The organism is Collinsella aerofaciens (assembly GCF_027679495.1).
Classification (GTDB): Bacteria; Actinomycetota; Coriobacteriia; order Coriobacteriales; family Coriobacteriaceae; genus Collinsella; species Collinsella aerofaciens_AK.
The window spans coordinates 1-20,922 of record NZ_JAQEKC010000033.1 but is presented as its reverse complement, the minus strand read 5'-3'; the positions used below and the strand labels follow the sequence as shown (position 1 = coordinate 20,922).

At 59.8% G+C, this 20,922-nt stretch carries 15 protein-coding genes and 1 tRNA gene; 12 read left to right on the top strand and 4 right to left on the bottom strand.

Going from position 1 to position 20,922, the window contains the following annotated elements; genetic code table 11:
- Positions 1 to 269: 269 nt before the first annotated feature.
- On the top strand, positions 270 to 2,570 hold the full coding sequence (locus PGW49_RS09540) for a hydratase (RefSeq protein ID WP_270226351.1): 2,301 nt from the start codon (positions 270 to 272) through the stop codon (positions 2,568 to 2,570).
- 464 nt (positions 2,571 to 3,034) lie between these two features.
- Here the strand turns inward: PGW49_RS09540 and PGW49_RS09535 are convergent, their stop codons facing one another.
- A complete protein-coding gene (locus tag PGW49_RS09535) occupies positions 3,035 to 3,703 on the bottom strand; it encodes a hypothetical protein (protein ID WP_270226350.1) in 669 nt (222 codons plus the stop codon).
- Between the two features lie 234 nt (positions 3,704 to 3,937).
- Here PGW49_RS09535 and PGW49_RS09530 point away from each other — a divergent pair, with 234 nt between their 5' ends.
- From PGW49_RS09530 to PGW49_RS09515, 4 genes are all read left to right on the top strand, one after another.
- Positions 3,938 to 4,609, top strand: a complete 672-nt coding sequence (locus PGW49_RS09530; protein ID WP_270226349.1) for a hypothetical protein — start codon at positions 3,938 to 3,940, stop codon at positions 4,607 to 4,609.
- A gap of 447 nt (positions 4,610 to 5,056) precedes the next feature.
- The gene (clpB, locus tag PGW49_RS09525; protein WP_270226348.1) at positions 5,057 to 7,684 is read left to right on the top strand and encodes an ATP-dependent chaperone ClpB; all 2,628 of its coding nucleotides are present in this window, start codon (positions 5,057 to 5,059) and stop codon (positions 7,682 to 7,684) included.
- A 134-nt stretch (positions 7,685 to 7,818) separates the two neighbouring features.
- Entirely contained in the window at positions 7,819 to 8,013 is a 195-nt protein-coding gene (locus tag PGW49_RS09520; RefSeq protein WP_229055616.1) for a hypothetical protein, read from the top strand.
- A gap of 320 nt (positions 8,014 to 8,333) precedes the next feature.
- Positions 8,334 to 9,686, top strand: a complete 1,353-nt coding sequence (locus PGW49_RS09515) for an ATP-binding protein (protein WP_270226346.1) — start codon at positions 8,334 to 8,336, stop codon at positions 9,684 to 9,686.
- Positions 9,687 to 9,759: 73 nt separating this feature from the next.
- Here the strand turns inward: PGW49_RS09515 and PGW49_RS09510 are convergent, their stop codons facing one another.
- From PGW49_RS09510 to PGW49_RS09500, 3 genes are all read right to left on the bottom strand, one after another.
- Positions 9,760 to 11,247, bottom strand: coding sequence for a hypothetical protein (locus PGW49_RS09510; RefSeq protein WP_270226345.1), 1,488 nt, complete (start codon positions 11,245 to 11,247; stop codon positions 9,760 to 9,762).
- Positions 11,248 to 11,501: 254 nt separating this feature from the next.
- Complete coding sequence (locus tag PGW49_RS09505) at positions 11,502 to 12,509, bottom strand: DUF5692 family protein (RefSeq protein ID WP_195544659.1); 1,008 nt, start codon at positions 12,507 to 12,509, stop codon at positions 11,502 to 11,504.
- A 63-nt stretch (positions 12,510 to 12,572) separates the two neighbouring features.
- Positions 12,573 to 13,235, bottom strand: coding sequence for a TetR/AcrR family transcriptional regulator (locus tag PGW49_RS09500; RefSeq protein ID WP_270226344.1), 663 nt, complete (start codon positions 13,233 to 13,235; stop codon positions 12,573 to 12,575).
- Between the two features lie 190 nt (positions 13,236 to 13,425).
- On the opposite strand from PGW49_RS09500, the gene PGW49_RS09495 reads away from it, so the two are divergent.
- From PGW49_RS09495 to PGW49_RS09465, 7 genes are all read left to right on the top strand, one after another.
- Positions 13,426 to 16,203, top strand: coding sequence for an FAD-dependent oxidoreductase (locus PGW49_RS09495; protein ID WP_270226343.1), 2,778 nt, complete (start codon positions 13,426 to 13,428; stop codon positions 16,201 to 16,203).
- Between the two features lie 194 nt (positions 16,204 to 16,397).
- Positions 16,398 to 16,826, top strand: a complete 429-nt coding sequence (locus tag PGW49_RS09490) for a hydrogenase maturation nickel metallochaperone HypA/HybF (protein WP_161145395.1) — start codon at positions 16,398 to 16,400, stop codon at positions 16,824 to 16,826.
- A gap of 337 nt (positions 16,827 to 17,163) precedes the next feature.
- Positions 17,164 to 18,153 carry a PTS sugar transporter subunit IIB gene (locus PGW49_RS09485; RefSeq protein ID WP_148332486.1) on the top strand — a complete coding sequence of 330 codons (990 nt, stop codon included), beginning with the start codon at positions 17,164 to 17,166 and terminating at the stop codon, positions 18,151 to 18,153.
- Positions 18,154 to 18,171: 18 nt separating this feature from the next.
- Positions 18,172 to 18,990, top strand: coding sequence for a PTS mannose/fructose/sorbose transporter subunit IIC (locus tag PGW49_RS09480; protein ID WP_055285302.1), 819 nt, complete (start codon positions 18,172 to 18,174; stop codon positions 18,988 to 18,990).
- A gap of 16 nt (positions 18,991 to 19,006) precedes the next feature.
- Positions 19,007 to 19,927 (top strand): PTS system mannose/fructose/sorbose family transporter subunit IID, encoded by a 921-nt coding sequence (locus PGW49_RS09475; RefSeq protein WP_195364104.1) that lies wholly within the window; start codon positions 19,007 to 19,009, stop codon positions 19,925 to 19,927.
- Positions 19,928 to 20,047: 120 nt separating this feature from the next.
- Complete coding sequence (locus tag PGW49_RS09470; RefSeq protein WP_006235193.1) at positions 20,048 to 20,446, top strand: DUF956 family protein; 399 nt, start codon at positions 20,048 to 20,050, stop codon at positions 20,444 to 20,446.
- 302 nt (positions 20,447 to 20,748) lie between these two features.
- A tRNA-Arg gene (locus tag PGW49_RS09465) sits at positions 20,749 to 20,824 on the top strand.
- Positions 20,825 to 20,922 lie beyond the last annotated feature (98 nt).

Sequence of the window (20,922 nt, the reverse complement as noted above, 5' to 3'; positions counted from 1 at the left end):
TCTTTTTAGTGCCCTCGGATTGGGTCATAGTGTCTGTTCGCGCCAAAACATCGGCGTTGTTATGGGTAGTCATTGGGGACGTTCTTAAATGACTAGTCGAAAGGGACACTCTTGCGCCAAATCTGCCGGCCCTACACTGGGCTCGTCCTGTGCTTTACCGAGATAAAGTGAACGCGCAGATTCGTAACCCGCTGGCAACCGTTCTATGGCACGATATTGAACGAATGTATGCTATGCGCCCAAATCTTTTGGGCAGAGTGGGAGACAGTATGGTCAAGCTGTACGAGGACGGCATCTACCTGCGCGGCGGCAGCGAGGTCGTGCCTGCGGCCGAGGCTGCTGAGCGCGGCATTACGAAGACGCCCGAGGATGCCAAGCGTGGCACCATCGCGTATTCGATCCTTCAGGCACACAACACGTCCGGCGACCCCGAGGCGCTCAAGATTCGCTTCGACGCCATGGCGAGCCACGACATCACCTTTGTCGGCATCATCCAGACGGCGCGCGCCTCGGGCATGGAGCAGTTCCCGCTGCCCTACGTGCTCACCAACTGCCATAACTCGCTGTGCGCCGTGGGCGGCACCATCAACGAGGACGACCACGTCTTTGGCCTTTCCGCGGCCAAGAAGTACGGCGGCATCTTCGTCCCGCCGCACATCGCCGTCATCCACTCCTTTATGCGTGAGAACTTCGCCGGTTGCGGCAAGATGATCCTGGGTTCCGACTCGCACACCCGCTACGGCGCCCTGGGCACCATGGCCGTGGGCGAGGGCGGCGGCGAGTTGGCCAAACAGCTGCTGCGCGACACCTACGACGTCGCCTATCCCGGCGTCGTCGCCATCTACCTCACGGGTGCCCCGCGCCCCGGCGTCGGCCCGCACGACGTGGCGCTCGCCATCATCCGAGCCGTCTTTGCCAAGGGCTATGTTAAGAACAAGGTCATGGAGTTTGTGGGCCCGGGCATCGCGAGCATGACGACCGATTACCGCAACGGCGTTGACGTCATGACCACCGAGACCACCTGCCTGTCGAGCATCTGGGCTACCGACGAGGACACGCACGCGTTTTTGACCATGCACGGCCGCGGCGACGACTACCGCGAGCTCAAGCCCGCCGATGTCGCCTACTACGACGGCTGCGTCGAGGTCGACCTGTCGAGCATCAAGCCCATGATCGCGCTGCCATTCCATCCTTCCAACGGCTTTGAGATCGACGAGCTCAACGAGAACCTCGAGGACATCCTGCACGAGGTGGAGCTCGAGGCTGCCAAGATCGGCGAGGGCAAGACGCACTTTAGCCTGCTCGACAAGATCGTCGACGGCAAGCTGCACGTGCAGCAGGGCGTTATCGCCGGCTGCTCGGGTGGCAACTACGACTCCGTGGTCCAGGCTGCCCGCGTGCTCAAGGGCGCCAACACCGGCTGCGGCGAGTTTTCGCTGTCGGTCTATCCCACAAGCCAGCCCGTGGCGCTCGAGCTCACGCGCCGCGGCTACATCTACGACCTTATGGAGGCCGGCGCGATCGTGCGCACGGCGTTCTGCGGCCCGTGCTTTGGCGCCGGCGACACGCCTGCCAACAACGGCTTGTCCATCCGCCACACCACGCGCAACTTCCCCAACCGCGAGGGTTCCAAGCCGGGTAATGGCCAGCTGAGCGCCGTGGCCCTGATGGACGCCCGCTCCATTGCGGCGACGGCTGCCAACGGCGGCGTCCTGACGCCGGCGACCGACCTGCCCGAGGAGACTTGGGACGAGGCCTGCGAGTACACCTTTGACGACGCGCCGTACAAAAAGCGCGTGTACTGGGGCTTTGGCAAGGCGGAGCCTGCCGATGAACTGGTTGAGGGTCCCAACATTAAGCCGTGGCCCGCGATGGAGCCCCTCGGCGACGATATCCTGCTCAAGGTGTGCTCCAAGATCATGGACCCGGTCACCACGACTGACGAGCTCATTCCTTCGGGCGAGACGAGCTCCTTCCGCTCCAACCCGCTGGGCTTGGCTGAGTTTACGCTGAGCCGCCGCGACCCGGCCTACGTGGGCCGTTCCAAGGAGGTCGACGCCGTGGAGAAGCGCCGCGTTGCCGGCGAGGCAGCAGGCGACTTGGCCGCACTCGATGCCGAGCTTGCCGGCGTGTTTGAGGCGCTGGCCGGCGCGGGTGTCGCTGCTGATGCCAAGGCGACTGAGTACGGCTCCATGCTCTATGCCAAGAAGCCCGGTGACGGTTCTGCCCGCGAGCAGGCTGCGAGCTGCCAGCGCGTAATTGGCGGTCTGGCCAACATCGTCCACGAGTACGCCACCAAGCGCTATCGCTCCAACGTGATGAACTGGGGTATGGTGCCCTTCCAGATGGAGGCCGAGCCCAACTTTGAGGTGGGCGATTACGTCTTTGTGCCGGGTATCCGCGCCGCGCTCGATGGCGACCTGAAGGGCATCGCCGCCTACGTGGTGCGCGCCGATGGTGCGGTCGAGCAGATTGAGCTCTACATTGCCGATATGACGGCAGAGGAGCGTGCCATCGTCAAGGCTGGCTGCCTGATCAACTACAACAAGTTCAAGGCCGCTGCCGAGTAACCCTGCTGTACGCCCCGGCCACACCTTTCCCTCGTGCTCACGCGCTTCGCGAGGGTCGCCCGAGGGAAAGGTGTGGCCGGGGCTACCGCGACGTTTTCGTTGGGTCTTGAGGGACGCTAATAAATAGACTTGCTTGATGCCGCCTCTGTTAATGGGGCGGCTTCTTTTTGTCGAAAACCACCACGAAGGGGCAGGCGCCTTTGTGGTGGTCCGCGGTTTGTCTCGTTCTGTAACAGGTAGACCCTTATTTGCCGAGTAGTTATTACAGATTTAGATAAACGGGAACTGCTGAACATTTCGTCTCGATCTGTAACATCTGAGGTCCAAAACGGCAGCTAGATGTTACAGATCGAGATGGTGAACGCCGGGGCCGAAGATCATCACAAAGGCTCCTGTCCCCTTTGTGGTGGTGGGGGCGAGCTCGATGTTGCCGTGCTCGTTGAACGACATTCTAATGAGCGTCTCTACAGAATTTCATCCGGGCTGGCGGGTTTGGTTGTTTTGGGGATGCCGAGTTTGGATGACGCGAAATCGTCAACATTGTCCTTAATTCCGTCTTTGGTGTAGACAGTGACCATATAGGTGCTGTGTCCGAATTCGCCCTTGTCGCGTGTTGCCCAGGCATCCCAGTAGGCGGCCCCGTTTCGCCCTTTGATTTTTCCGACACGGCGGAGTTCTGTTCGCTTTAATTTCTGGTTGCTATAGATGGTTCGACCGGTCTCCTCGGTGAGCCCGCACTGTCCAAGCATCTTGTCGAGGACTTGGTTCATGTGGCGCTCATCGGTGTTTGGTGCGTAGTCGTAGGCGAGGGTGATGGAGTCGAGTGGCTGGTCGTCGATTAGATAGTTTAGCGCCTGAGGTTCAAGGCAGAAATAGGGGGAGCATCCGTCGACCTTGCCGAGCAACGGTAACTTGGACTGCCAACTTCCGGTGGGAATTGCATATTCGTAGAACACGCCACGGCAGACAAAGGAGAGCGAGGTGGCACGCGAGCCGGCGTCGACCATCCCGCACAAATCGAAGGGCGAGGCGATACCGAGAGAAAAGGGCGTGATGACGATAAGGAAGAGCATCACGATGGGTACGGCGAGAATGGCGATGACGTTGCGACCGGTGGAATGAGACGGCTTCATATGATCTCCCCGAAACAAAAAGCTGTTGAGGATAGATAGAAATAGATAAATTCAGATAACAAATTAAGTTTAATCTCATGGCGCGAGATGGTCGACCGTTAGCGTCGAAAACCACCACAAAGGTGCCTGTCCCCCTTGTGGTGGTGAGGAGCGCGCGGCTCCTTTTGGTAATAGTGCTGGCTGGCGGTATCATTAGTGCAGGTGGCGAAGGTTTGCATTGTGGGGTGTTTTGCCGTGAGCCGTTTTGCCCGTATTGGATTGATTGTTTTGGCGCTTGCGATCACCGTGGTTGGCATGGGCGCTGTCGGCATGGCGTTTCTGCCTGCTGCGGTGACGGAGCCGGTGGTCAAGCCTGTGATTCAATCTGTCGAACTTCTGACCGGCGACGACAAGCCTGAGACCATTACCGTTGATTTTGATGAGCAACCGGCTGCGCTTGGCATTAGTAATTATCCACATATTCAGCTTGGGGCCATGCGCTATACCACGGATACAAGCCTGATCGATAGGACGTCCGAGCTACTCAAGGGCAAAACATTTAAGCGTTGGTGCGGATATGCGTCCTATCGGGCAAAAGCGAACGACATGGTTGGCGGATGCCACTCTTCCATCGAGCTGGACACTGCAAACGGCGCAAAGTTATGTGATGTCTCGTACGATCCGGGCTACGAGGGCAATGAGGGTCCGGGCATCTACATCATGGACGGCGATGTCGCCTATGTCATGGAGGGCGACCAGACCGAGCTCAACGATTTTATGGGTCAGTGTATCCAAGATGCCTATAAACAGACCTGCTTGCCTGACCCGCAGACTGCACGCGATAGTGGGTCTGCCCGTACATGGCTGTTCGAGGATGAGATGCCCTGGACCGTCGAATCGGGAAGTACGGGTTCGGCGAAGGAGTAGAGACCGCGACCACCACAAAGGTGCCTGTCCTCTTTGTGGTGGTTTTCGGTCTGTCTCGATCTGTAACATCTTGGCCGCTAAAAGTGGGCTTGGTGTTACAGATTTAGATTTTCGATTCGGGCGTCTTCTGTTCGTCTCGATTTGTAACAGATGGAGCTCTATTTGCCGAGTAGATGTTACAGATTGAGACAAACGGGCGCCGTTGGCCATTTCATCTTGATTTGTAACATCTGGAGCCATAAACAGTCGCTAGATGTTACAGATTGAGATAGTAAGGGGACGAGGCCACAGCGGGCGAGCTTGCCTGCTCCCTATCTCTCAATCACTCAGAAAATCTTATATATAGAGACTTAGATTTGTGTATAAGATCGAGCGAAGCTGGCAACAATACTTCTCGAACAACGTGAAGCCGCCCCGTAGGGCGGCCGCCCCAAGAGAGGTGATTCCATGAGAATCGATAAGCTAGCAATGACGTCGCGCGAGGCGTTGCAGACCGCCATGAGCACGGCTGCCGACGCGCAGGCCGGTGCGGTGGAGCCGATTCACCTGCTGTCCGCCCTGCTTGGTGCCGGCGAGCGCAATATCTCCGTGATCATCGAGCGCATCGGTGCCGACCCGGCCCAGCTCGCACGCTCCACACAAGATGCCATCGACCACGCGCCCAAGGTTTCGGGCGAGGGCCAGCAGATGGGCCTGTCCAACGAGCTCGTCCGCGTCATCGAAAAGGCCGAAAAGAAGGCCACCAAGATGGGCGACAGCTTTGTGGTGACCGAGCATCTGCTGATGGCACTTGCCGAGGACAAGGGCGAGGCGGGCCGTATGCTGCGCGATGCCGGCGTGACCAAGGAGCGCATCGAGCAGGTCTACGAGGAGCTGCGTGGCGATGACCGCGTGACGTCTGCCGAGGACAAGACCCAGTTTGAGGCACTGGAACAGTACGGCCGCAATATCTGCGACCTTGCCCGCGCCGGCAAGCTCGACCCTGTCATCGGCCGTACCGACGAGATTCGTCGTACCATCCAGGTCCTGTCCCGTCGCACCAAGAACAACCCCGTGCTCATCGGTGAGCCGGGCGTCGGCAAGACGGCCATCGTCGAGGGCATCGCCCAGCGTATCGTGGCCGGCGACGTGCCGAGCACGCTGCGCGACCGCGACCTCATCGAGCTCGACATGAGCGCGCTGGTCGCCGGTGCCAAGTACCGTGGTGAGTTCGAGGACCGCTTGAAGGCCGTGCTCAAGGAGGTACAGAAGTCCGAGGGCAAGGTCATCCTGTTCATCGATGAGCTCCACACCATCGTGGGCGCGGGTGCCACCGAGGGCTCCATGGACGCCGGCAACATCCTGAAGCCCGCACTCGCCCGTGGCGACCTGCACGCGATCGGCGCGACCACGCTTGACGAGTACCGCAAGTACATCGAGAAGGACGCGGCGCTCGCGCGTCGTTTCCAGACCGTTATGGTGAGCGAGCCTACCGTCGAGGACACCATCTCGATCCTGCGTGGCCTCAAGGAGAAGTACGAGATCTTCCACGGCGTGCATATCACCGATAGCGCGCTCGTGGCGGCTGCCGACCTCTCCGATCGCTACATCGCCGACCGTTTCCTGCCCGACAAGGCCATCGACCTGGTCGATGAGGCCGCAAGCCGCCTGCGCATGGAGCTCGACAGCATGCCGGTCGAGATCGACGCCACCACGCGTCAGCTCACCCAGCTGCAGATCGAGGAGCAGGCACTCATGAAGGAGACCGATGACGCCTCCAAGGAGCGTCTGGAGGCCCTACGTCAGGAGATCGCCGAGGTCCAGGAAAAGCTCAACGTGCAAAAGGCCGGCTGGCTCAACCAAAAGAACGCCATCGACCACGTGCAGGAGCTTAAGGGCCAGCTTGACGAGGCCAAGAGCGAAGAGGAGCGTGCAACGCGCAACGGCGACCTGGGCCGTGCGTCCGAGCTGCGCTTCTCCGTGATTCCGGGCCTGCAGCAGCAGATTCAGGATTCCGAGGCTGCGCTCGAGGCACAAAAGCAGCAGGACGGCGAGGGCCTCAACGAGCAGGTGACCTCCGACGAGATCGCCGAGGTCGTGAGTGCCTGGACCGGCGTGCCCGTGTCCAAGATGATGCAGGGCGAGCTCGACAAGCTGAAGGGCCTGGAGGGCGAGCTGCATAAGCGCGTCATCGGTCAGGACGAGGCCGTCTCCGCCGTCGCCGCGGCTGTGCGTCGCAGCCGTGCGGGCCTCTCCGATCCGGACAAGCCCATCGGCAGCTTCTTCTTCCTGGGCCCCACTGGCGTGGGCAAGACCGAGCTCGCCAAGGCGCTTGCCGAGTGCCTGTTCGACGACGAGCGCGCGCTCGTGCGTATCGATATGTCCGAGTACATGGAGAAGTTCAGCGTCCAGCGTCTGATCGGTGCGCCCCCGGGATACGTGGGTTACGACGAGGGCGGCCAGCTCACCGAGGCCGTGCGCCGTCGTCCCTACTCCGTGATCTTGCTCGACGAGATGGAGAAGGCCCATCCGGATGTCTTTAACGTGCTGTTGCAGGTGCTCGACGACGGCCGTCTGACCGATGGCCAGGGTCGCCAGGTGTCCTTCAAGAACACGATTATCATCATGACGTCCAACGTGGGCTCCAAAGCCATCGCCGATCTGTCCGGTAAGGACGAGGAGGAGATGCGCCATCAGGTCGACGCTGCCATGGCTCAGACCTTCCGCCCCGAGTTCCTCAACCGTATCGACGACATCGTGGTGTTCCATCCGCTCGGCATGGCGCAGATCGAGAACATCGTCGACATCCAGCTTGCCGACGTCCGCGCGCGTCTGGCCAAGGAGCGCATGACGCTTGCCATCACCCCGGCGGCCAAGCAGATGCTCGCCGTGGGCGGCCTGGACCCGGTCTTTGGCGCCCGTCCGCTCAAGCGTCTGGTCCAGCGCGAGGTCGTGGACGCCATCGCCGCCGCCATCATCGACGGCACGGTGCGCGAGGGCGATCAGGTGACGGTCGATGTCGATAAGGACGGCGGCTTTACCGTCGTGTGCGATAACACGCCGGCGGCCACCTACGAGGTCCCCGATGCCGAGTAGATTTTTGGGACATGCCTTAAAATCTGCCAGCCGTTTCTAAACGCCAAGGGCGGCGGATCCAATTGGGTCCGCCGCCCTTTTTCGTGCGACAATCGATGATGTCGAGCACGATTGCATGGCAAGGAGATATGCAGATGATAGACAAGAACAAGACGAACACGTCGGCGACCGATGCTGCACCCGCCGCACCCAAGCCTGCACCTAAGCCGGCGCCCAAGCCGCGCGATCCCTACATTCGCGCCGAGAACGAGGACGATGACGGCTACGATCCCTACAGCGATCGCCGCCCCGAGCGTGAGCCGATGTTCGAAGCCGATCCGTGGCGCTGAGTGCCACCCAAAAGGCCACCAATAAGTTGCGGTGAAATAGGGACTGTTTGCAGTTTGACCAGCAAAAACAGTCCCTATTTCACCGCAACTGCGTTAGGGATTTTTCTGCAGGGGAGGGTAGTCAAAAAAGCCCCGTCCCAAATTGACTGCTCGGGGAGTCGCATTCGAGCTCGGTTGTCCTCTTAGCCACTCGATATCCTTCGGAGCAATAACGGTGATAAAACTTGCTTAAGTGCTAATCAAACTACACACAATCTTGCTCTCTAGCTAATCAAGAATCAGTATAATTTTGATTAGCTAGAGAGCAAGATTGGAGAATCATGGCATTCAACGACTTGATCGCCCAGAAAATAAAGGACTTTGAACAGCAGGGGGTTCCGCAGGTCTTTGAGCGAGACCTTGATCTGGGAAACCCACAGGAGCCAAAGCGCGACAACATCGTAAATGTGGTTGTGGGGGCCCGCCGTTGTGGAAAGACGTATCGCCTGTATCAGGAGATGCAGCGGCTTCAGGGCCGGGGCGTCGAGCTTGACCGGATGCTTTACTTTAATTTTGAAGACGAGCGCTTGCGCCCGTATGAGTCATCGCTGCTGGCGGACGTGCTCGACACGTTCTATGCGCTGTATCCTGCTGCTCGAACCGAGGGCGCTTACATTTTCTTTGACGAGATCCAGGAAATTCCCGAATGGGGTGCGTTTCTGCGGCGTGTAGTCGATACGGAGAAAGCGACCGTCTATGTGACGGGATCTTCTTCTAAGATGCTGTCCTCAGAGCTTAAGAGCGAGTTCAGGGGTCGTTCTCTTATACGGGAGCTTTTTCCGTTGAGTTTTTCGGAATACGTTCGATATAAGACGGGGAACGTTTTCGAGCCAGATGCGACCTTTTCCCCAAGCGATGCAGCGCTGCTTCGACATCATCTGATCGGATATCTTGAACGAGGGGGATTCATCGCGACACTTGAGCAGACGCCCGCAGACGCGATTCAGCTGCTACAGGAATATGCTTCGCGAACGGTCGCTATGGACGTCATTGAGCGTTACGACGTCAAGAACCCTCGCCTGGCATCGCTGTTCTTGACGCGGTGTATGGCATCTTCGGGACGAGAGCTGTCAGTGAACAAAGTGTACAACGAGTTCAAGAGCAGACAGATACCCGTCAGTCGTAATTCGCTCAGCGATTTACTTGAGTATTATGAGGATGCCTACCTGTTATTTTCTGTGCCGGAGTTCACGCGTTCATTGGCAAATAACATGCGGTCTGCGTCTAAGGTCTACGCTGTCGACCCTGCGATGTTTGGAGCATTCTCTCCCGCATCGGCATTGGACCAGGGCCAGAGGCTCGAGACCGCAGTGTTCAATGCGCTAAGAAGAAGGACTCCCGCGGTGAGGACCGGCTCGGTCTGCCGCCTGCTGATCAAAGAGAAGAGCAAAAGCCATGAGGTGGACTTTGTGGCTGGGGACGCACTTCTCATGCGGGCTTATAGCCTGATTCAGGTGAGTGTGGATATGGCAAGTGAGAAAACGCGCGAGCGCGAAATTGCCGCGCTTGATGCCTCGATGGCCCAGTTCGATCTTGGCGAGTCGGCAATCGTTACCATGGATGAGCAGGCCGATATTCCATGCGAGCACGGTGCGGTACACGTTGTGCCCGCATGGAAGTGGCTCCTTGCCTAATCATCTACGGATCTGTGGGGCCAGGACCTCCTGGCCCCTTTATCACGGTTGGGGAGCACCATGATGCGCCCGGCTAGTCTTGGGCTTTGATGCTCGGCATCAGAATCTGGGCGAGGTAGTCGCATTCGAGCTTGGTGGCGGCGTCGGCCTTGCCGTCTTTGCCGACCAGCACGTTCTTGATCTGGCTATAGGTGTAGCGGTTGCCGGTCGTGAGCTCGACAAGCTCAATCGCCGTATCCATGGGGTAGGTCGACACGGGGTCTTGCGTCCGTCCGTTGATGGTCTGGGGCACTACGTACGGATAGACGGGGCCGCTGGCGTAGACGGTGTAGCCGTTGCCGAGGTTTGCGGCACCCAAAACCGCGTCGCCCTCATCGGGCGTAAAGCTCTCGCCCTCGCGCACCGCGACGAGCGTCACGAGCGGTGTGTTGGTGTCGCCGTCCAGATAAATGCACAGCGTGCTGCCGTTTTGCCAAGTCGCGACTTTGCCGTACCACTCAACGGGAATATCGAGCTGATACAGGTCCGTTGCCTTATGTCGAGCATCGGCGTCGCGGGCCGCCTGTGCCTCGCGGGAGCTCACGGCGTTGACGGCGGCGTCACGGCGCGCGGTTGCCGCCTGCTGGAGCACCTTTGCGACCGCGGCGGAGTTCACCCCGCCTTCCTCGGCATACTTGGCGGCGGCATCGATCTGGTCGTCAGTCACCGTGTCGGCCGAAGGCACCTTGAGCTTAAAGGTGGCCTGGGCACTCAAATCCTGCCCATCGCTCTTAATGGCGACCTGCGCCTTGGTGGTCGGCACGGTGTAAATGGTACCGTCGGCTGCGATGGGGGACCCAGCGATGGAGAGCGTATAGTCGCCGGGCAGCAGCTTAATGCCGCGACCGTGTTCGTCAACGTAGAGCGTTTCGCTCACGGAAGAACCGTCGGAATCCTGGCCGCTCACCTGCACGGGAATCTTGGAACCAGTTGAGCAGTCGAGCCCTGCGGCATGCACGCCAATCTGCACCGACATCATCGTGTGTGCACTGGCGGCGACAGCGGCAGCCTGCTCTTGCTGATATCCGTTCCAGGCAGCATAGCCTGCGCCGCCGGCGACGAGCGCGACGGCCACAACGCCGGCAACCATCAGGTTGCGGCGCTTGGGCGGCATCTTACGATGACGAACCTCGGCTTCGCGTGCCGAAGGAACGGACGGTAGGGGAATATCGCCCATGGCGATGGTCTCGTCCACGGCAGGCGCGGAGCCCAGGCCGGGAAGCTCGCGGGTCAGCGAATCTTCGGCCGGCAAGCTGTCGAGCAAGATGGTTTCCTCGCTCGTGTCGGATTCGGGCTGGTCGTCGGCCTCGCTTTCGTCCTCTTCGGCTTCGGCCTCGTCAGGAGCGTCTTTGGCATCGCTATCTTCGTCCTCGGTGCCTTCGTGTGCCTCATCCTGCACATCAACGCTCGAATCGTCAAACGCAATCTCGGCCAGTGTGATCTGGTCTAGGCTCTCCAGGGCCTCGGCACACGCTTCTGCATCTTGGGCCGCATCCTCTTGGCCCATCGTCTCATCTTTCATATATCCCCCAAGCTCAATATCGGCTCAACACTGTACCCAAAATTGGGGCCATATAGGGCCGTCAGGCGGCTGGAAATCTGATTTTATCTGTGCGAGAGGTTTTGAATATGTGCGTGAATGGAATATGTGCGTGAATGCGCGCAACAACAAAAAGCCCCGGAAAGCGGGCGAATCGCTTTCCGGGGCTGCGCATGACGCGCGATTGCGGCGTCGGCTAAGTTTGCCTACATCCAAATGCGGGCGGAATAAACATGTTACTCGGCGTGAGCGTAATCGACCTTGGCGCGACGAGCGGTGGCCTTCTCCCAATCGCTGGTGCCCTCAAAGACATCCTGCTTGTAGGGATTGCGACCGAGCTTCTTGGCGCGGTAGGCGATGTAGATGATCGCGGCGACGTTGGCGACCAGTGCGGCGATCGAGACCGCGGTAGCGGCGCCGGGGTCGAGCGTGGAGTGGGTCACAAAGATGGACTCCTCCTGGAAGTACGGGAACACCTGGGCAAACATGCACCAAATGGCCAGCGTAAAGGCGCGGTTCTGGATCCAGCCGCCCTTGTTCCAGATAAAGGCGGCGACGGTGGGCGCCAGCAGCAGCGCAAAGCCGCAGAACCAGGAGTGGGTGGGCAGGCAGTTGTAGGTGTAGCAGAAGTTCCAGATATCGTAGGCGATGATGTAGACCCAGGTCATATCGGGCCACAGCATATCGGTCTGATCCTCGGAGGCGTAGACGCTCCACCAACCGGTCATGCAGAAGATGTTGATGATACCGGCGATGCCGTTGAACACGTTGTTCCAGCCGGCCAGCTGCGTAGCACCTTCGGAGGTGACCCAGGTGGACTCGCCCAGGACAAAGAAGTGATAGGCGCTCTCGAAGTCGGATACGACGGCAATCATGATGTTGATGGCGACGATCACAAACGGCCATGCGCGGAACCAATGTGCCTTGCCGATCTTGCCCCACTGGTACTTAATGGCAATGAAGCCCCAGCAGCCGGCCAGCGCCGCGTATACCTTGGCGTAGTGGAACCAGCTGTTCTGGTACACATGGGTGGGGTTGGTGAGCGCCCACTCGGCACCCTGCGAGACGCCGATGGCGATGGCGACGCAGTAGATGGTCATGGCCAGCGGAGCCACGCCAAAGATGATTGCCGCGCCCAGCTTGGTGCGGCGGCCGACTTCGTTGAGCACGATCAGGCCAATAAAGACCATGGCCCAGCCGGCCCAGTGGATAAGGGTATCGCTACCCCAAACATCGAACAGCATGCTGCTCTCTTTTCACACGCCCGCGGCCCCTCTTCTGATCGCGGGCAGTTTGGCCAAATGTCGTCAGTTCTGGGGCTTGCGCTCCGGATACTTGGCGGTATAGCCCTCGATGTGGAGTGTCGAGGCGATGATTTCCTTGACCGTTTCGTCGGGCACATCGGGGTGCGTGCGGATATACATCAAAAGGCCCATGATGAGGGTGTAGAACGTCTCGTAGACATGGTCGATGCGTAGCTCATGATGGGCGACAAAATCCACTACGGTGGTGTCGCAGATATACTGCGCCACGCGCTGGACCACGTTGTGCAAAAAGCCGCCGTAGAGCGCGCCGCTGCTCGAGGTAAGCGTGCTCGGCAGCTCGTGGCCGCTGGCGACCAGGCGCTTAAAGAGCGGGGCGACGGTGTCGAGCGCGCCCTCGATATCACCGACGGTGCGGTCGGCGTTCCACCGCTCGAGTTCGGAGATAAAGCCGTCGATCGCCTCGTCCATAACAGCGGTGACGGCGGCGTCCATGTCGGCGAAGTAGTGGTAGAACAATGAACGCGTGCAGCCGGCTCGCTTGGTCACGGCCGATACCGATAGGTGGGACACGCCCAGCTCGGAGCTTACGGTGCGCACGGCATCGAGGATCTCGCGACGGCGTTCGTCGCCCGTCAGGCGCTTTGCCGCGCTATCGGATGCGGGGACGGCATCGACCACAGAGGTACCTACTGTGTTGTTGCCCATGTTTTGCCGCCTTTCATCCTCTTTTGCCTGACCGTTCGCCTAACAGTCTTGAATATTGTTGACGGTTCGTCAATACTATTTTTGACACAATGTCAACAATGGCGGGTGAACGGCATGGGGGCATGCCCGGCCTGCAAAAAAAAGAGGGGCGCCGCGGTCTCGCCGGGCTGTGGCAAGAGAAGGGACAACCATGATTCTCAACGGACCGGGGATTAGCTACACCGAGCCCGACATCGGTTCGGAGTTCGTGCCGCCGCTGCCGGAGCATCCGCGCGAGGCCATCGTCAAGCTGTGCGAGCACTGCACCAACCGTCTGCTGCATCGCGACGAGCTGCTGGGCTACGAGTACTGGTCGTTTGCCGAGGCCGCGACCGACGAGCAGGCCGAAGTGCTCTGCAAGATGAAGATGCGCCGTCCCTATACGTTGCCCGAGATGGTCAAGCTCACCGGCATGCCCGAGGCCCAGATCGAGAAGATGCTCGACGACATGAGCTACACGGGTCTGCTCGAGTACAACTGGGAAAACCCCGAGCGCGCCAAGCAGTGGGTGCTGCCCATGCTGGTGCCGGGTTCTGCCGAGTTCCTCAACATGCGCGTGAGCCAGCTCGAGGAGCATCCGGTCTATGCCAAGTTCTTTGAGCAGGCGTCCAAGGGACCGCTGTCCAAGGCCACGCCGATGGTGCCGCCCGGAGGCGCCGGTATCGGCATGCACGTCATTCCGGTCGAGAAGGCCATCGACGCCGCGAGCACCTCGGTGCCTATTGAGCATATCGAGCACTGGCTCGACAAATACGAGGGTAAGTATGCCGCCAGCACCTGCAGCTGCCGCGCGAGCCGTCGCGTGATGGGCGAGGGCTGCGCCGACGACCCGGCCGATTGGTGCATCGCCGTGGGCGATATGGCCGACTACGTGGTCGAGACTGATCGTGGCCATTACGTGACCCGCGACGAGGTTTACGACATCCTGCGCCAGGCCGAGGACAACGGCTTTGTGCACCAGATCACCAACATCGACGGCGAGAACAAGATCTTCGCCATCTGCAATTGCAACGTCAACGTGTGCTATGCCCTGCGCACCTCGCAGCTGTTCAACACGCCCAACCTGTCGCGCTCGGCCTATGTCGCCAAGGTCGAAAAGGACAAGTGCGTGGCCTGCGGTCGCTGCGTTGAGGTGTGCCCGGCCGGTGCCGCTAAGCTGGGCCAGAAGCTCTGCAGCAAAAAGGCCGGCGGACAGGTGCCCGAGTATCCGCGCCAGGAGCTGCCCGATGCCACCAAGTGGGACCACACCAAGTGGTCGCCCAACTACCGCAACGACAACCGCATCGAGACGCATGAGTCCGGCACCGCTCCCTGCAAGACGGCCTGCCCCGCGCATGTCGCCGTTCAGGGCTATTTGAAGCTCGCGGCTCAGGGTCGCTATGACGAGGCGCTGGCGCTCATCAAGCGCGAGAACCCGCTGCCCGCTATCTGCGGCCGTGTGTGCAACCGCCGCTGTGAGGATGCCTGCACCCGCGGCCGTGTGGACGCCGCCGTGGCTATCGACGAGGTCAAGAAGTTTATCGCCCAGCGCGATCTGGATGCCGCGACCCGCTATGTCCCGCCTGTGGTGACCCCGACGCGTGCCGGCGGCTTCGACCAGAAGATCGTCATCATCGGTGCCGGCCCGGCCGGTCTGTCCTGCGCTTTCTATCTGGCCGAGAAGGGCTACAAGCCCGTCGTATTCGAGAAGAACGAGCGCCCGGGCGGTATGCTCACTTACGGTATTCCCAGCTTTAAGCTGCAGAAGGATGTTATCGAGGCCGAGGTCGAGGTCATTCGCCTGATGGGTGCCGAGTTCCGCTATGGCGTGGAGGTCGGTCGCGACGTGACGCTCGACGAACTGCGCGCGCAGGGCTTTAAGGCCTTTTATGTTGCCATCGGCTGCCAGGGTGGCCGCCTCGCCGGTATTCCGGGCGAGGATGCCGAGGACGTGACCGTAGCCGTCGACTTTTTGCGCGAGGTCAACAGCGGCAAGATCGATACCCTGTCCGGCCGCACTATCGTGGTGGGCGGCGGCAACGTGGCCATCGATGTTGCCCGCAACGCCTGCCGTCTGGGCTCCGAGCATGTTGAGATGTTCTGCTTGGAGAGCGAGGCCCAGATGCCCGCCAGCGAGGAGGAGCGTCGCGAGGCCATTGAGGACGGCGCGCACATCAGCTGCGGTTGGGGTCCCAAGGAGGTCCATCTGGACGAGACCGGCCGTGTGTGTGGTATCACCTTCAAGCGCTGCACGCGTGTCTTTGACGACAAGGGCCGGTTTGCGCCCGAGTACGACGAGAATGACCTGCGCCGCGTCGACGCCGACCGCGTGGTCATGTCGATTGGCCAGTCCATTGTGTGGGGCGACTTGCTAGCTGGCTCCAAGGTGGAGCTCGGCCGCGGCCAGGGCGTCCTTGCCGATCCCCAGACCTACCAGACCGCCGAGCCCGACATCTTTGTGGGGGGCGACGTCTACACCGGTCCGAGCTTTGCCATCGACGCCATCGCTGCCGGTCACGAGGCCGCCGTGTCCATCCACCGCTTTGTGCAGCCGGGCTCCACGCTCACCATCGGCCGCAACCAGCGCCGCTACACCGCGCTCGACCGCGACGACGTTGTGCTCGAGGGCTACGACAACGCGAGCCGCGAGGTTGCCCACGTTGACCGCGAGCGCGAGAAGGCCGCGCCGTTTAGCGAGTACGTCGAGACCTTTACCGAAGAGCAGGTGCGCGCCGAGACCGCCCGTTGCCTGGGCTGCGGCGCCTCGATCGTCGACCCCAACAAGTGCATCGGCTGCGGCCTGTGCACCACCAAGTGCGCGTTCGACGCCATCCATCTGGATCGCGACCGCCCCGAGTGCTCCACGATGGTCAAATACGAGCAAAAGCTTCCAAGCCTGGGCAAGTACGCGCTCAAGCGCGCCATCAAGATTAAATTCGGGAAGAAGTAAGAAACGCAACAAGCAGGAGAACGGCGCAGAGAGCGGTTGGACAGCGAGCGAGTCCCAGGCGTGGCGAGGTGCCTTGAAAGAGGAGGGCATAGGGCTTTTGCCCATGCCCGACGATTGAAAGGCAGATCGCCCGTCTGGGGCTCGCGCAGCGTCAAGCCGACCGCCGTTCGGTAGAACGGCGGAAGGAATTAAAAGTGCACGAGCTCGGAATCGTCTATCACATCATTCGCGATGTTGAGAATGTGGCGCGCGCTCATGGCGTGCGTCGCGTTTCGAGCGTCACGCTGCTGCTGGGCGAGGTCTCGGGCGTCGTCCCCGATCTACTACTCGACGCTTGGCGCTGGGCGGCGGATAAAAAGCCTATCACGCAGGGCGCGGAGCTTATCGTGGAGCCTGTCGAGGCCGTGACGCATTGCGAGGCGTGCGGCCGCGACTACGCGACGGTCGAGCACGGCAAGACTTGCCCCCATTGCGGCAGCGGTGAAACATACCTGCTGCAGGGCCAGGAGGTCATGATCAAACAGATCGAGACCCCCGACGAGGACCCGGCAGACGCTGCTCCTGACGGCCTCTCCGACGCCCCCGATGCCGTCGACGCCGCCAACCCTCTCCACATCGCCTAACATCTAATGTCTACATGAGCTAGAGTTCTAAACATATTTGCTTCGGTTAGTCAAGTCATGCCTGTTTAAACAAAATGGTGGCACGCAGACGCATTGGGATTCACCTAAAAGCGGTCTTAACGAACGGTGCACCTTTATATGTCTTTGAAAACAATCAGCAAATCACGTTTTAGCAGGCAATGAGCTATAAGCCAGCAACGTAATCAACTTGTAACAAACTTAGACGTTTAAACAAATAATGCAACCTTTTGCGAATTTAGCTATAATTCCACAATCCAAACAGGTATACTCCTTTCATGTCGTGTAGGAAATACGTAGACAAAAAGGAGGTTATGTGATGGTAAGTATTGTTCTTGCTAGCCACGGGGACTTGGCAGCTGGAATCAAGCAGACGGGCTCGATGGTCTTTGGCGATCAGCCGTCTGTTGCCGTGGTCTCGCTCGAGCCGAGCATGGGCCCCGACGATTTCCGTGCCAAGGTCGAGGAAGCAGTCGCTTCCTTCGAGGACCAGGAGCAGGTGCTCTTCCTCGTTGATCTGTGGGGCGGCACGCCGTTCAACCAGATCAGCGGACTCATCGAGGGCCACGATTCCTGGGCTATCGTCACCGGTGTCAACCTGCCTATGCTCATCGAGGCATATTCGCAGCGCTTTGACGCAAAGAACACTGCACATGCGATCGCAAAACATCTCGTGACTGAGGCTAAGGCTGGCGTGCGCGTCAAGCCCGAGTCTCTGGAGCCCGAGGAGAAGAAGCCGGCTGCGGCCGCCGCTGCTCCTGCAGGCGCTATTCCTCCGGGAACGGTCATCGGCGACGGGCACATCAAGATTGCCCACGTCCGTATCGACACCCGTCTGCTTCATGGTCAGGTGGCCACCACGTGGACCAAGCAGATCAACCCCAACCGCATCATCGTGGTTTCCGACGGCGTTGCTCACGACGAGCTCCGCAAGACCATGATCGAGCAGGCTGCCCCTCCGGGAGTCCATGCCAACGTCGTGCCCATCAAGAAGATGGCCGAGGTCGTCAAGGACACGCGCTTTGGTGACACCAAGGCCATGCTGCTCTTCGAGAACCCGCAGGATCTGCTCAAGGCCATCGAGGCCGGCGTCGACATCAAGGAAGTCAACATCGGTTCCATGGCTCACTCCAAGGGCAAGGTCGTCGTCACCAACGCCGTCGCTATGGGCGATGACGACGTCAAGACTCTCGAGGCCCTCAAGGCCAAGGGCGTCAAGTTCGAGGTCCGCAAGGTTCCTTCGGATTCCTCCGAGGATCTCGACGCCATGTTGAAGAAAGCTAAGGCCGAACTGGCCGCTCAAGCATAGTAAAGGAGGGTCCGATACATGTCTGCAATCACTATTCTGCTTGTTGCGATTGTCGCGTTGCTTGCCGGTATGGAAGGCATTCTGGATGAGTTCCAGTTCCATCAGCCGCTCGTGGCATGCACGCTTATCGGTCTCGTAACCGGTCACCTTCAGGAGGGCATCCTCCTGGGCGGTTCGCTCCAGATGATGGCCCTTGGCTGGGCTAACGTTGGCGCCGCTGTCGCGCCTGACGCCGCTCTGGCCTCGGTCGCTTCTTCGATCATCATGGTGCTCGCCCTCAACGGTGGCGCTACCGATTCGGCAAAGGCCGTTACCGCCGCCATCGCCGTCGCCGTCCCGCTGTCGGTCGCTGGCCTGTTCCTGACCATGATCTGCCGTACCCTGGCCACCGCTATCGCTCACGCCATGGACGGTTGCGCCGAGAAGGGCGACTTCTCCGGCATCGAGCGCTGGCAGTACGCTGCCATCCTCATGCAGGGCCTTCGTATCGCCATCCCGGCAGTACTTCTGTGCATCATCCCGGCCGAGGCTGTTACCAACGCGCTTAACGCTATGCCCGACTGGCTGTCCGGCGGCATGGCTGTCGGCGGCGGCATGGTCGCTTCCGTCGGTTACGCCATGGTCATCAACATGATGGCCACCAAGGAGACCTGGCCGTTCTTCATCCTCGGCTTTGTCCTTGCTGCCATCCCTCAGCTCACGCTGATCGCCCTTGGCCTCATCGGCATCTCCCTTGCCCTCATCTACCTTGGCCTTAAGGATCTGGCCAAGCAGGGTGGCGGCATGGGCGGCGGCTCCGGTGACCCGCTCGGTGACATTCTGAACGATTACGAGTAGGAGGGGAGTGATACATATGGCAGAGAACAAGATTCAGCTCACCAAGGCTGACCGCAAGAAGGTTTGCTTCCGTCATCAGTTCCTTCAGGGCTCGTGGAACTACGAGCGTATGCAGAACGGCGGCTGGTGCTTCGCAATGATCCCTGCGATCAAGAAGCTCTACACCAACAAGGATGACCAGATTGCCGCTCTTAAGCGCCACCTGGAGTTCTATAACACCCATCCCTATGTTTCCGCCCCCGTCATTGGCGTCACCCTCGCTCTCGAGGAGGAGCGCGCCAACGGTGCTCCGATCGACGACGTCGCCATTCAGGGCGTCAAGGTCGGTATGATGGGCCCGCTCGCCGGCGTCGGCGACCCCGCCTTCTGGTTCACCCTTCGCCCGATTCTGGGTGCTCTGGGCGCTTCCCTGGCCCTGTCCGGCAGCATCGCCGGTCCGCTGCTGTTCTTCTTCGCGTGGAACATCATCCGTTACGCCTTCCTGTGGTACACGCAGGAGTTTGGCTACAAGGTCGGCTCCTCCATCGCCAAGGACCTCTCCGGCGGTCTGATGGGCAAGGTCACCGAGGGTGCTTCCATCCTGGGTATGTTCATCATCGGCGCCCTGGTCGAGCGCTGGGTGTCCATCTCCTTCACCCCGGTCGTCTCCAAGGTCACGCAGTCTGCTGGCGCCTTTATCGACTGGGCTAACCTGCCCTCTGGTTCTGAGGGTGTCAAGGAAGCACTGACGATGTATAACTCCATCGGTGCTAACGCCCTTGATCAGGTGAAGGTCACCACGCTTCAGGCCAACCTCGATCAGCTCATCCCCGGCCTTGCCGCCGTGTGCCTGACCCTGCTGGTCTGCAAGCTCCTCAAGAAGAAGGTCAGCCCGATCGTCATCATCCTGGCTCTCTTCGCCATCGGCATCATCGGTCGCGTCTGCGGCTTCATGTAAGCACGTTTCGGCTTAAGACCGAGAATTGCTAGGCAAGGGCTTTTGAGCCATTGAAACGGACCGCACCCGGTGGGTACACTGGATGCGGTCCGATTGTTTTATTTGGAGGGCGAGGTGCGCATGGCGCAATCTCAGAACAGCACGGTCGATCTGGCAACGCCGGCAACCTGCCTGATGGGGCTTACCAGCCACGGTAACGTGATGGTGGGCAATAAGGCGTTCGAGTATTACAACGAGCGCAATCCCGAGGATTATATTCAAATCCCGTGGGACGAGGTCGACTATATTGCCGCCGAGGTTTTACGCGGCACCAAGAAGATCACGCGTTTTGCCATCTTCACCAAGGATAACGGTCACTTTACGTTTTCGACGCGCGACGACAAAGAGACGTTGCGCGCGGTCCGCAAGTACGTCGACGAGGATAAGCTTGTGCGTTCGCCCGACTTTATCGATGTGACGGCCAAGGGCGCCAAGAGCATCCCCTCCGTTATCAAAAACCTCTTCCACAAAGGTAACTAGTCATTAAAGAGCGCCCCCCAAGTGGGACGCAGTTTCCCATGGGGCTCGATCGGGAAAGTGCATCCCAGTTCGAGCGCCGATTCCGGGATGTAGTTTCCGGAACGGGGTCGTTTGGGAAACTGTGTCCCGTTTCGAGCCGAAATTCTGGGACACAGTTTCCAGCGAGGTCCCATTGGGAAAGTTTGACCCAGAATTTGCCTGGATAGTGGGACACACTTTCCGGAGGGCTGTTCCACTGCAACTTCGAAGAGTGGCTATACGCTGTATTACAACGGCGTAAATCTGCTACACTAGTACAACATGCCTCCGTAGCTCAGGGGATAGAGCACCGCTCTCCTAAAGCGGGTGTCGACGGTTCGAATCCGCCCGGGGGCACCAGAAGATTATGACGGCGTCGCGAGAGCGGCGCCGTTTCTGGTTCAAGACTTTAGTCCGCTGGCCGCGCAGCGGCCAGCTTTAAACCACCCGCTACGCGG

Excerpts from the sequence above, each read along its gene's own strand:
- PGW49_RS09540 (WP_270226351.1), top strand. The coding sequence starts at position 270 with ATGGTCAAGCTGTACGAGGACGGCATCTACCTGCGCGGCGGCAGCGAG.
- PGW49_RS09535 (WP_270226350.1), bottom strand. The coding sequence starts at position 3,703 with ATGAAGCCGTCTCATTCCACCGGTCGCAACGTCATCGCCATTCTCGCC.
- clpB (WP_270226348.1), top strand. The coding sequence starts at position 5,057 with ATGAGAATCGATAAGCTAGCAATGACGTCGCGCGAGGCGTTGCAGACC.
- PGW49_RS09520 (WP_229055616.1), top strand. The coding sequence starts at position 7,819 with ATGATAGACAAGAACAAGACGAACACGTCGGCGACCGATGCTGCACCC.
- PGW49_RS09515 (WP_270226346.1), top strand. The coding sequence starts at position 8,334 with ATGGCATTCAACGACTTGATCGCCCAGAAAATAAAGGACTTTGAACAG.
- PGW49_RS09510 (WP_270226345.1), bottom strand. The coding sequence starts at position 11,247 with ATGAAAGATGAGACGATGGGCCAAGAGGATGCGGCCCAAGATGCAGAA.
- PGW49_RS09505 (WP_195544659.1), bottom strand. The coding sequence starts at position 12,509 with ATGCTGTTCGATGTTTGGGGTAGCGATACCCTTATCCACTGGGCCGGC.
- PGW49_RS09500 (WP_270226344.1), bottom strand. The coding sequence starts at position 13,235 with ATGGGCAACAACACAGTAGGTACCTCTGTGGTCGATGCCGTCCCCGCA.
- PGW49_RS09495 (WP_270226343.1), top strand. The coding sequence starts at position 13,426 with ATGATTCTCAACGGACCGGGGATTAGCTACACCGAGCCCGACATCGGT.
- PGW49_RS09485 (WP_148332486.1), top strand. The coding sequence starts at position 17,164 with ATGGTAAGTATTGTTCTTGCTAGCCACGGGGACTTGGCAGCTGGAATC.
- PGW49_RS09480 (WP_055285302.1), top strand. The coding sequence starts at position 18,172 with ATGTCTGCAATCACTATTCTGCTTGTTGCGATTGTCGCGTTGCTTGCC.
- PGW49_RS09475 (WP_195364104.1), top strand. The coding sequence starts at position 19,007 with ATGGCAGAGAACAAGATTCAGCTCACCAAGGCTGACCGCAAGAAGGTT.
- PGW49_RS09470 (WP_006235193.1), top strand. The coding sequence starts at position 20,048 with ATGGCGCAATCTCAGAACAGCACGGTCGATCTGGCAACGCCGGCAACC.